Below are 11,459 nucleotides of genomic sequence, written 5' to 3'. Positions count from 1 at the left end.
GTCGGTACCCACCCCAACCAGGCTCCCGAGGCCGTGGGCGAGGCGGTGGGGCGGGCGGATGAGGCCGCGCGGTGGTGGGCCGCGATCGGGGCGGCCGAGCGGAGGCGGCGGCTGCTCGACCACAAGGCGGTCATCACCCGGGAGCTCAGGCCCCTGGCCCGGCTGGTGCACGAGGAGACAGGCAAACCGGTCGGCGACGCCACGCTGGAGCTCGTCCTCGCCATCACGCACCTCGACTGGGCCGCCCGCAACGCGGCGAAGGTGCTGGGCCGCCGCCGGGTCGCCACCGGCATGATCGGCCTCAACCTGACCGCCACCCTCGAATACCTGCCGCTGGGCGTGGTCGGCGTCATCGGCCCGTGGAACTACCCGGTGTTCACCCCGATGGGCTCCATCGCCTACGCGCTCGCCGCGGGCAACGCGGTCGTGTTCAAGCCGAGCGAGCTCACCCCCGGCATCGGCGTGCGCCTGGCGGAGTTGTTCCAGGAGTCCATGCCGGAGCACCCGGTGCTGCAGACCGTGACGGGGCTGGGCGAGACGGGGGCGGCGCTGGCCGCCGACCCGAGGGTGAAGAAGGTGGCGTTCACCGGCTCGACCGCCACGGCGAAACGGGTCATGGCGGCCTGCGCCGAGAACCTCACGCCGATCGTGGCCGAGTGCGGCGGCAAGGACGCGTTCATCGTGGACGCCGACGCCGACCTGCGGGCCGCGGCCGACGCCTGCCTGTGGGGCGCCATGTCCAACGCGGGCCAGACCTGCGTGGGCGTCGAACGCGTCTACGTCGTCGACGCCGTCTATGACGGTTTCATGCGCGAGTTGTCCGAGCGGGTGGCGAACGTGCGGGCGGGCGAGCACTACGGCCCCATCACGATGCCCGGCCAGGTGGACATCATCAAGCGGCACATCGACGACGCCGCCAAGTCGGGGCGCCTGGTGGCCGGCGGCACGGGCGCGGTGCGGGCGCCGTACGTCGACCCGGTGATCGTGGAGGACGTGCCCGAGGACTCCCCCGCGGTGCGGGAGGAGACGTTCGGGCCGACCATCACCGTGCGGCGCACCCGCGACGCGCACGAGGCGCTGGAGCTGGCCAACGCCTCGTCCTACGGGCTGGGCGGCACGGTCTTCTCCAGGAACGCGCGGCGGGCGACGGAGCTGGCCCGCAGGATGCGTACGGGGATGACCGCCATCAACTCGGTGATCTCGTTCGCGGGGGTGCCGGCGTTGCCGTTCGGCGGGATGGGCGACTCGGGGTTCGGCCGGATCCACGGAGCCGACGGTCTGCGCGAGTTCGCCAGGCCCAAAGCGATCTCACGGCAGCGCTTCGCGATGCCCGGGATGAACCTGACATCGTTCTCACGGGGGCCCGCGGAACTTGAGCGGCTGATCAGGCTTGTCACGTTCTTGCACGGACGACGTAAGAGATAATCGCCGCACTCTTTCCCAAAACCGATCATCCGTCCATAATTGTGTGCTCTGGGGGCCACGATCATGTTGGACGGGTGGAATGTGAACCGGTCTTACCGGGGAATGTCGGCTGAGCAAAGGCTGGCGGACAGACGGGAGCGGCTGATGACGGCCGCGTACACGCTATACGCGAAACCGGGTTTCGCGGCCACGACCATCGAAAGGCTGTGTTCGGAGGCGCGTATCTCGAACCGGGCCTTCTACGAATGTTTCGGCGGTCGCGAGGAGCTCCTCCAGGCGTTGCACGAACGCTGCGTGGAGGAAAGCCTGGCCGTGGTGGCCAAGGCGTTGCAGGAGGCGCCCTCCACGCTGGAGGGCCGGGTCGAGGCGGGGATCCGCGCGTATGTCGAGTTCGCCACCGCCGACTGGCGCCGGGCCCGCATCATGCACGTCGAGGTGCGCAGGTCGGGAGACGTGCTGGCCATGTCGCGCCAGCGGGCGGTGGACTCGTTCGCCAGGCTCGTGGAGGAGGCGTCCGCCGATTTCCCGCAGGCCGCCCCGCTGAATCGGCACTTAGTGGCGCTGGGCGTCATTGGCGGGCTGCAGGAGTTGCTCATCGAATGGCTGCTCTCCGACGACCAGCCGACGATCGACGAACTCGTCGCCGTCGCGGTGCACATCTTCAACCGCAGTCTCGGCCCCGGCTGACTCCGCATATCTTGCTCTTTAGCGCGACGATTGCGAGCGGTATCACGGACAGCCGTAATCACCATTTTGTAGGCGACAGGAAAGAGCGGGCGACGGCTGATCGTCGCCCGCTCCGATATGTCACCTCAGGCCACCGCGGCAGCGGGAACCTCCACGTGCAGCACCCGATTCAGCCGGGTCACCGCGAGTATCCGCATGATCCGCGGGGGCACCCCCCGAAGAACGAGGCGACGTTGCACGCTCAGCGCGCGCCGATGCGCTCCCACGAGCACTCCGAGCCCGGTCGCGTCGATCATCTCCAGCTTGGAGAGATCGAGGATCAGGTCGCCTTCACCGGTGTCGAGAGCCTTGTGCAGGCGCTCGCGCACCCCCGCCGACGTACCGGCGTCAAGCCGGGCCCCTATCCGCACCACCTGGGCTCTCGGATTCCCCCGGACGCGCATGTCACCTCCTCAGTCACGCCTGCGAGCAGGTCACCGGCCGGCGCGAACCACGCCGGCGGAGACCACCCCCCGCTCACCTCTCCTACCCACGTATCGGAAGTGACACGACTGCGTTCAGCACGAACTCGTCATCCTCCGCAGGCTGGGCGTTCACCGTCCCGCCCGCGGCGGCCAGCCGCTCCCGCAGACCCGCCAGGCCGCTCCCCAGGTCGTCACCCTGGCGCTCGGCGACCCCGTCGTTGCGTACCTCCAGCTCCGCCTCGTCCTCGGTGAAGCGGATCGTGATGCGGCAGAACGTCGCGACGCTGTGCTTGAGCACGTTGGTCACCGCCTCGCGGACCGCGTAGGCGAAAACCTGCGACACCTCGCCGGGAAGCTCGCGGTAGGGCAGACGCATCTCGCAGCGGACCCCCGCCGCTTCGAGTACTCCTTCAACGCTATTCAGCTCGGCGGTCAAGTCAAGCTCGCGGTAGCCGCGTACCGCCTGGCGCAGCTCCCTGAGGGCCTTCCTGGTCAGCGTGTTGACCTCCGCCATCTCGGCCTTGGCCGCGCCGGCGTCCTTGTCCGACAGCCGTACGGCGAGCTCGGTCTTGACCGCGATGGCCGACAGCTGGTGCCCCACGGTGGCGTGCAGGTCCCTGGAGAAGCGCAGCCGCTCCTCGGCCAGCGCCAGCCGCGTGTGCGCGTCACGGCCCTCATGGGCCTCCACGGCCAGCCTCCAGATCAGCAGCCACACCCGGCCGGACGGCGGCAGGATGAGGCACCAGAGACCGTAGAGCAAGGTGTAGTAGCCGACCCCGCGGTCGGCGAACATGCCGGAAGGCACGGTGACCAGGGCCAGCGTGACACCGGCCACCCAGGTCCCGGCCACCTGCAGGACGAGCGTACGGACGGAGACGCCCAGCATGGCGACGCCCAGCCAGGCCACGAGCACGAAACCCCAGCCGATCGGGTCCGCCCCGCCCGCGCCGGCCGCGGCCAACGCGAGAACCGCCGCCACCACCACCTGCCTGGTGGGGTAGCGGCGGTCCAGGATCGTGTCCGCCATGCGCAGGTAGAGCCAGGTGAACCCGACGGTGGCGAGCAGCGCGGGGCCGGCCCGCCACCACGACAGCACGCCTTCCGCGTGCGCGTTCACGGACCAGACGGCGATGAGCACCCACATCGTCAGCACGCCCGAGCCGATCATCACCCAGGTGAGCCGCCGTGCCCGCTTGATCAGATCCATCTACTTGGCGCGCAGCACGTCGCCGAGCTTGAGGCGGGCCCCCGTCCGCAGCACCGCGCGCTCATAGATCTTGGCACCGAAGGCCAGCACCACGGGCACGGCCAGGAGCATCGCCCCCATGGACAGGGCCACCTCCCACAGCGGCACCTCGGTCGCCGCCATCCGCACCGGCATGACCATGGACGAGAACGGCGGGATGTAGGACACGACCGTGGCCAGCGTGCCCGTCGCGTCGTTGGTGGCGTAGAAGGCGACAAAGTACGTGATCATGATGAGCATCGTCAGCGGCGTCAGCACCGAGCCCACCTCCTCCTGCCGCGAGACCAGCGACCCGAAGGCGGCCGCCAGCGCGGCGAAGAAGAGGTAACCGAGCACGAACCACACCAGCACCGCCGCCACCAGCCCCGGGATGCCGGGCGGGAAATCGGTGGCGAGGCCCGAGGCCATCGCCGAGCCGAGCCCGACGACCAGGATCGTGACCATGTTGATCAGACCGAGCGTGCCCAGTCCCACGATCTTGCCGCCGAGCAGTTGCCACGGCCGCACGGTGGAGAGGAGAATCTCGACGATCCTGCTGCCCTTCTCCTCCACCACGCCCATGGCCACCATCATGACCTGGCCGATGATCAGCATGAAGAGCACCAGGACGAGCACCACGGCGATGCCCGTGCGCGCCGACTCGTACCGCGTGTCGGCGCCCACCGACTGCATCTGCAGCGGCGGGATGGACACCCCGGCGGCGCCCAGCTTGACCTCCCGGTTCACGCTCTGCAGGAGCACGCCGAGCTCGCCGTCGATCTGACCGTCCGTCAGCACCTTGGTGCCGTTGACCAGCACCGCGTCCACGTCGCCGTCGACCACCGCCTGCGTCGCCGCGTTCTCGTCGGGGAACTCCCGCCACTCGAACGTCGTGTCCGGCGCGGCGGCCTGCAGCGGGAGCTGCTGCGAGTTGACGGTGCCCAGCGTGTACGAGTCGTTGCCGCCCAGCACCTTGGGAGCGAACGAGACCGCCGCCACCAGCACCGCCGTGATGAGCAGGCCGACGACGAACCCCTTGGTCCGCAGCTGTGTCACGATCTCCCTGCGGGCGACCAGCATCAGTCCGTTCACGCCACGGCCTCCTTGAAGATGTCGGTGAGGCTCGGCTGCTCGGCCCCGAAGTGTTCGACGCGCCCGGCCTTGACGGCCCGGCGCAGGATCTCCTGGTCGTCGCCACCGGTGGTGCGCAGGATGTGCCGGTCCCCGTCGACGGTGACCGTGCCCGGCAGCCCGTCCGCCCAGCCGGGAGCCGGGTCCCTGACGACCACGCGCAGCTCGCCGGCCTCGGCCGCCCGCAGGCCGGCCACCGTACCGGCGGCGACCATCCGCCCGCCCGAGACGATGCCCACGGAGTCGCACAGCCGCTCCACCAGCTCCAGCTGGTGGCTGGAGAAGATCACCGGTACACCGCCCCTGCACCGCTCCTGCAGCACCGTGGCCAGCGCGTCGACCGCGATCGGGTCGAGCCCGGAGAACGGCTCGTCCAGGATGAGCAGTTCGGGGTCGTGCACCAGAGCCACGGCGAGCTGCACCCGCTGCTGGTTGCCCAGCGAGAGTGCCTGCACCGCGTCGTTCCTGCGCTCGGTCAGCCCCAGCTGCTCCAGCAGGTCGTCGCCCGCCTTCTTGGCGGCTGTCGTGCTCATCCCGTGCAGGCGGCCGAAGTACTCGATCTGCTCGCCGACCCTCATCTTCTGGTACAGGCCGCGCTCCTCCGGCATGTAGCCGAAGCGCCGCCGGTCGCCGGGGCCGAGCGGCTCGCCCCGCAGGCTCACCGAGCCGGAGTCCGCCTGGAGCACGCCCATCACGATGCGCATCGTCGTGGTCTTGCCGGCACCGTTCGCGCCGACGAACCCGAACATCTCGCCCGGCCGTACGGTGAAGCTGATCCCGTCCAAGGCGATCTTTGCAGGGGAGCCGGGGCTGCCCGCGAAACGCTTGCGCAGCTCGTTGATCTCGAGCATCAGGTCATCTCCTTCGTCATGGGATCAATAGTGGCTTTCTCCCGGTTCTCGGAGCCAGTCGTCGAAATCACGGGCCCGATGTGGATCCCGCGTACGATGTCGATGACATTTGTCACGAGTACGCTGAGGCCATGACGCGCGCCGACAAGGACAAACCGGTCGTCCTCTCCCGCATCTACACCCGCACGGGCGACGACGGCACCACCACGCTGAGCGACATGAGCCCGGCCCCGAAAACCGACCTCCGGCTCGCCGCCTACGCCGACGTGGAGGAGGCCAACGCCCACCTCGGGGTGGCGCTCTCGCACGGCACCCTGCCCGCCGACCTGGTGGAGGTGCTCGTACGCGTCCAGAACGAACTGTTCGACGTGGGGGCCGACCTGGCCACGCCGGTCGTGGCGAACCCCGACTTCCCGCCGCTGCGGGTGGAGCAGTCGTACATCGACTGGCTGGAGACGCAGTGCGACCGCTTCAACGCCGACCTCAAGCCGCTGCGTAGCTTCATCCTGCCCGGCGGCGACCCCGCCACGGCGGCGCTGCACGTCGCGAGGGTGACGGTGCGCAGAGCCGAGCGTACGGCCTGGGCCGCGCTGCAGGCGCACGACGACATGAACGTGCTGACCGCGAAATACCTCAACCGGCTGTCGGACCTGCTCTTCATCGCCTGCCGGATCGCCCACGCGGGCAACGAGATCCTCTGGAAGCCCGGCGGCACCCGCTGACCACCCACGCCGCCTCCCGGAGCAGGTTCAGGCGACGTCCAGGTAGGCGCTCGGCGGCGCGGACTCCAGCCAGGCGAGAAATCCCGTCAGCGCGTCGGCGCTCATCGCGATGGACACACCCCGCGTGCTACCGCTGAGGTCCACCGCGAACATCTCGCCATCGATCTCACGGCGGGGAGAAACGACGAGGCCGCGCCTCGCGATCGCGTGGCGCGGCCTCAGTCGCACACCCAGAAGCGGGATCCAATGGAGCTCCCCGTCGGCGTAGCGGGCTACGCCGCTCTGCCAGGCCCGCTCCCCCACCCGCAGACGACAGGGCACGCTGCCGCGCGAGCGGGTCAGCGTGACCCAGCGCAGGACCACGAGGGCGGCGAACAGCACCAGGACCACTACAACCGTCGCCATCATGCCGCCCCCTGAGCCCCGTTTGGAATATGTGTCAGACCTCTTCGCCCGCCGCGCGCAGCCGAGCCCTGGCGCGCTTGGCCTCGATCGCGGCGTCGGCATCCTCCTGATCGGCCTCGATCGAGGCCTGGGCCCGGTCGAGAGCGTCACGGGCCGCCGCGATGTCGACCTCGGAACCGAGCTCGGCCACCTCGGCGAGCACGGACACCTCGTCGTCGGCCACGGAGATGAAGCCTCCGTGCACGGCCGCCGCGAGATCGCCCTCGCCCTCCCGCTTGATGCGCAGCACGCCGCCCTCGACAAGCACGCCGAGCACAGGTGCGTGTTGCGGCATAATACCGATCTCGCCGTCCACGGTCTTGGCAATCACCATGTCGGCCTCGCCCGACCAGATCTCACGCTCGGGTGAGACAACCCCTACGCGTAGCTTCGCCACTTGTGTAGGTTCCTTTCCGATCAGGTGGTGGCACGGCGGGCGGCCGTACCACCACCGTAGGTCCGGGCTCGCAGAGCTCGCCCTTCAACTGGGGCGATTTAGCGGCGCTCGAGTTCCTTGGCCTTGGCCACGGCCTGCTCGATGCCACCGACCATGAAGAATGCCTGCTCGGGGAGGTGGTCGTACTCGCCCGCGCACAGGCCCTTGAAGGAGGCGATGGTCTCGTCCAGCGGGACGGTCTCGCCCGGCTGGCCGGTGAACGCCTCGGCGGCGTACATCGGGTGCGACAGGAACCGCTCGATGCGGCGGGCCCGCTGCACGGTGACCTTGTCCTCCTCGGAGAGCTCGTCGATACCGAGGATCGCGATGATGTCCTGGAGCTCGCGGTACTTCTGCAGGATCCGCTTGGTCTCCTGGGCCACCGCGTAGTGCTCCTCGCCCACGATCTGCGGGTCGAGGATCCGGGAGGAGGAGTCGAGCGGGTCCACCGCGGGGTAGATGCCCTTCTCCGAGATCGGCCGCGAGAGCACGGTCTGCGCGTCGAGGTGCGCGAACGCGTTGTGCGGCGCCGGGTCGGTGATGTCGTCGGCGGGCACGTAGATCGCCTGCATGGAGGTGATCGAGTGACCGCGCGTCGAGGTGATGCGCTCCTGGAGCACACCCATCTCGTCGGCCAGCGTGGGCTGGTAACCCACCGCGGACGGCATGCGGCCGAGCAGGGTCGAGACCTCCGAACCGGCCTGCGTGAAGCGGAAGATGTTGTCGATGAAGAGCAACACGTCCTGCTTCTGCACGTCACGGAAGTATTCGGCCATGGTCAGCGCCGACAGCGCCACGCGCAGCCGGGTGCCCGGCGGCTCGTCCATCTGGCCGAAGACGAGCGCGGTGTCCTTGAGGACGTCCGCCTCCTCCATCTCCAGCCAGAGGTCGTTGCCCTCACGGGTGCGCTCGCCCACACCGGCGAAGCACGAGGTGCCACCGAAGTTACGGGCGACGCGGCGGATCATCTCCTGGATGAGCACCGTCTTGCCCACGCCAGCGCCGCCGAACAGGCCGATCTTCCCACCCTGCACGTAGGGGGTGAGCAGGTCGATGACCTTGATGCCGGTGACGAGCAGCTCGGTGCGGGACTCGAGCTGGTCGAACGCCGGGGAGGGACGGTGGATGCCCCACCGCTCCTCGATCTTGAGCGACGAGGTGGGCACGTCGAGCGTCTCGCCCAGCGCGTTCCACACGTGGCCCTTGACGACGTCGCCGACCGGCACCGAGATCGGGGCGCCGGTGTCCTGCACCGCCTGGCCGCGAACCATGCCGTCGGTGGGCTGCATGGAGATGGCGCGCACCAGGTTGTCGCCCAGGTGCTGGGCCACCTCGAGGGTCAGGGTCCTGGTCTCGCCGCCGAGGGTCACCTCGACCTTGAGCGCGTTGTAGATCTCGGGCATCGCGTCGACGGGGAACTCCACGTCGACGACCGCGCCGGTGACGCGGGCCACGCGGCCTGTGCCGGCCGCCGCGGCTTCCACAGTTTCCACAGCTTCTGCAGTCATTTCACTCTTTCCCCGCTGCGGCGTCAGCGAGCGCGTTGGCCCCGCCGACGATCTCGCTGATTTCCTGGGTGATCTCCGCCTGGCGAGCCTGGTTCATCTCCTGGGTGAGCAGCCGCATCAACTCGTTGGCGTTGTCGGTCGCGGACTTCATCGCGCGCCGCCGCGCGGCCTCCTCGGAGGCCGCCGACTGCAACAGCGCCGTGAAGATGCGGGACTCGACGTAACGCGGCAGCAGCGACTCGAGAACGTCACCCGCGGTCGGCTCGAACTCGAAGTAGGGCGGGATCACGGTGGACTCCGTCGCCTCGGTCTCCTCGACCTCGAGCGGCAGGACCCGCTTGACCACGACGTTCTGGGTCAGCATGGAGACGAACTCGGTCGAGACGATGTGGATCTCGTCGATCCCGTTGTCGTCCTTGAACGAGTCGATCAGCGTCTGCGCGATCTCCTTGGCGTCGGCGTAGGCCGGCTTCCTGGAGAAGCCGACCCACTCGCCGCCCATCTCACGCTGGCGGAAGGTGTGCCACGTGACACCCTTGCGCCCGGTGACGAACGGCACGACCTCCATGCCGCGGCCCTCCAGCAACCCGCGCAGGGCCTCGGCCTCGCGCAGGACGTTGGCGTTGAAGCCGCCGCAGAAACCGCTGTCGCTGGTGACGATGAGGACGCCCGCCTTGGCGGGGTTGTCCTTCGCCACGGTCAGCGGATGGTCGACGCTGGCCGCGTTGCTGACGACGCCCGTGACGGCGCGAATGATCTCACGCTCGTACGGCAGCGCCGCCTGCATCCGCTGCTGCGCCCTCACGATCCGTGAAGAGGCGATGAGCTCCTGGGCGCGCGTGATCTTCGCGGTCGACTTGACCGAGGTGATCCGCCGCCGCAGCAGCCTTAGCTGGGCACCCATGACCTACTTCTCCGCCCGACGGACGACCTTCTTGATCTTCTCCTGGCCAACCTCTTCGGCCTCCAGCGGCGCCACCGGCTCGTCCTTGACCAGCAGCTCGCCCGAGGAGGTGGTGAAGCCCTTCTTGAACTCCGTGATGGCGTCCTTGAGGGCGGTCACCGTGTCGTCGGTCAGCTCGTTGGTCTCGCGGATGGTGTCGAGGATGCCCTTGTGCGAGGACTGCAGGAAGTCGAGGAACTCCGTCTCGAAGCGCCGCACATCGTCGACCGGCACCTCGTCGAGCTCGCCCGTGGTGCCGGCCCACACCGACACGACCTGCCGCTCCACGGGGAACGGTTCGTACTGCGGCTGCTTGAGCAGCTCCACCAGGCGCTGACCGCGTTCGAGCTGGGCCTTGGAGGCCGCGTCGAGGTCGGACGCGAACGCCGCGAAGGCCTCCAGGTCGCGATACTGCGACAGCGACAGCTTCAGCGTGCCCGCGACCTTGCGCATGGCCTTGACCTGCGCGGAACCACCGACTCGCGACACCGAGATGCCGACGTTGATGGCCGGGCGCACACCCGCGTTGAACAGGTCGGTCTCGAGGAAGCACTGACCGTCGGTGATGGAGATGACGTTGGTCGGGATGAACGCCGACACGTCGTTGCCCTTGGTCTCGATGACCGGCAGGCCCGTCATCGAGCCGCCGCCCATGTCGTTGGAGAGCTTGGCGCAGCGCTCCAGGAGCCTTGAGTGGAGGTAGAAGACGTCGCCGGGGAAGGCCTCGCGGCCCGGCGGGCGACGCAGCAGCAGGGACACGGCGCGGTAGGCGTCGGCCTGCTTGGTCAGGTCGTCGAAGACGATCAGAACGTGCTTGCCCTGGTACATCCAGTGCTGACCGATGGCCGAGCCGGTGTAGGGGGCAAGGTATTTGTAGCCTGCGGGGTCGGAGGCGGGAGCGGCCACGATCGTGGTGTACTCCAGCGCGCCGGCCTCCTCCAGGCGAGCCTTGACCTGCGCGATCGTCGAGCCCTTCTGGCCGACCGCGACGTAGACGCAGCGCACCTGCTTCTCAGGGTCGCCGGACGCCCAGGCCTCGCGCTGGTTGAGGATCGTGTCGACCGCGATCGCGGTCTTGCCGGTGCCTCGGTCACCGATGATCAGCTGGCGCTGGCCACGGCCGATCGGCGTCATGGCGTCGATCGCCTTGATGCCGGTCTGCAGCGGCTGCTTCACCGGCTGCCGCTGGACCACCGAGGGGGCCTGCAGCTCGAGGGCCCGGGAGCCCTCGGCCTGGATGGCGCCCTTGCCGTCGAGCGGGTTGCCGAGGGGGTCGACCACACGCCCGAGGAAGTCGTCGCCGACGGGCACGGACAGGACCTCGCCCGTCCTGCGGACCGTCTGGCCCTCCTCGATGCCGCTGAAGTCGCCCAGGATAACGGCACCGATCTCGCGGGTGTCGAGGTTAAGTGCCAGGCCGCGCGTGCCGCCCTCGAACTCGAGCAGCTCGTTCGCCATCGCCGAGGGAAGGCCGGAGACATGGGCAATGCCGTCGCCGGCGTCGACGACGGTCCCGATCTCCTCGCGCGCGGCGCCTTCCGGTTCGTACGCCTGGACGAAGCGCTCAAGCGCGTCCCGGATCTCGTCCGGCCGGATCGTAAGCTCCGCCATCTCTACTCTGTC

12 protein-coding genes are annotated in these 11,459 nt (G+C 69.0%); 3 read left to right on the top strand and 9 right to left on the bottom strand.

Features of this window, described 5'->3' with window-relative positions; translation table 11 throughout:
* A partial coding sequence (locus E1295_RS09750; RefSeq protein ID WP_132629772.1) for an aldehyde dehydrogenase family protein occupies window positions 1-1,425 on the top strand: 1,425 nt, incomplete at its 5' end.
* A 144-nt stretch (window positions 1,426-1,569) separates the two neighbouring features.
* Window positions 1,570-2,112, top strand: coding sequence for a TetR/AcrR family transcriptional regulator (locus tag E1295_RS09745; protein ID WP_246079946.1), 543 nt, complete (start codon window positions 1,570-1,572; stop codon window positions 2,110-2,112).
* Between the two features lie 125 nt (window positions 2,113-2,237).
* On the opposite strand, the gene E1295_RS09740 is transcribed toward E1295_RS09745, so the two are convergent.
* The 4 genes from E1295_RS09740 to E1295_RS09725 form a co-directional block, all read right to left on the bottom strand.
* Window positions 2,238-2,555 (bottom strand): STAS domain-containing protein, encoded by a 318-nt coding sequence (locus E1295_RS09740; protein WP_132509772.1) that lies wholly within the window; start codon window positions 2,553-2,555, stop codon window positions 2,238-2,240.
* Between the two features lie 82 nt (window positions 2,556-2,637).
* A complete protein-coding gene (locus E1295_RS09735) occupies window positions 2,638-3,783 on the bottom strand; it encodes a sensor histidine kinase (RefSeq protein ID WP_132629767.1) in 1,146 nt (381 codons plus the stop codon).
* Entirely contained in the window at window positions 3,784-4,893 is a 1,110-nt protein-coding gene (locus E1295_RS09730; RefSeq protein WP_132629765.1) for an ABC transporter permease, read from the bottom strand.
* Window positions 4,890-5,783, bottom strand: a complete 894-nt coding sequence (locus E1295_RS09725; protein WP_132629763.1) for an ABC transporter ATP-binding protein — start codon at window positions 5,781-5,783, stop codon at window positions 4,890-4,892. Before E1295_RS09725 ends, E1295_RS09730 begins: the two co-directional genes overlap by 4 nt.
* A 131-nt stretch (window positions 5,784-5,914) precedes the next feature.
* Here E1295_RS09725 and E1295_RS09720 point away from each other — a divergent pair, with 131 nt between their 5' ends.
* Window positions 5,915-6,505, top strand: coding sequence for a cob(I)yrinic acid a,c-diamide adenosyltransferase (locus E1295_RS09720; RefSeq protein ID WP_132629761.1), 591 nt, complete (start codon window positions 5,915-5,917; stop codon window positions 6,503-6,505).
* 27 nt (window positions 6,506-6,532) lie between these two features.
* On the opposite strand, the gene E1295_RS09715 is transcribed toward E1295_RS09720, so the two are convergent.
* From E1295_RS09715 to atpA, 5 genes are all read right to left on the bottom strand, one after another.
* Entirely contained in the window at window positions 6,533-6,913 is a 381-nt protein-coding gene (locus E1295_RS09715) for a DUF2550 family protein (RefSeq protein ID WP_132629759.1), read from the bottom strand.
* Between the two features lie 31 nt (window positions 6,914-6,944).
* Entirely contained in the window at window positions 6,945-7,346 is a 402-nt protein-coding gene (locus E1295_RS09710; protein ID WP_132629757.1) for a F0F1 ATP synthase subunit epsilon, read from the bottom strand.
* Between the two features lie 98 nt (window positions 7,347-7,444).
* A complete protein-coding gene (gene atpD / locus E1295_RS09705; protein WP_132629755.1) occupies window positions 7,445-8,893 on the bottom strand; it encodes a F0F1 ATP synthase subunit beta in 1,449 nt (482 codons plus the stop codon).
* A 1-nt stretch (window position 8,894) separates the two neighbouring features.
* The gene (locus tag E1295_RS09700) at window positions 8,895-9,797 is read right to left on the bottom strand and encodes a F0F1 ATP synthase subunit gamma (protein WP_132629753.1); all 903 of its coding nucleotides are present in this window, start codon (window positions 9,795-9,797) and stop codon (window positions 8,895-8,897) included.
* Between the two features lie 3 nt (window positions 9,798-9,800).
* Window positions 9,801-11,447, bottom strand: a complete 1,647-nt coding sequence (gene atpA, locus E1295_RS09695; protein WP_132629751.1) for a F0F1 ATP synthase subunit alpha — start codon at window positions 11,445-11,447, stop codon at window positions 9,801-9,803.
* Window positions 11,448-11,459 lie beyond the last annotated feature (12 nt).

Source organism: Nonomuraea mesophila (genome assembly GCF_004352805.1).
In the GTDB taxonomy this organism is placed as follows: Bacteria; Actinomycetota; Actinomycetes; order Streptosporangiales; family Streptosporangiaceae; genus Nonomuraea; species Nonomuraea longispora.
Note: the sequence above shows the minus strand (reverse complement) of the source record. Positions and strands in the feature narration are given on the sequence as shown.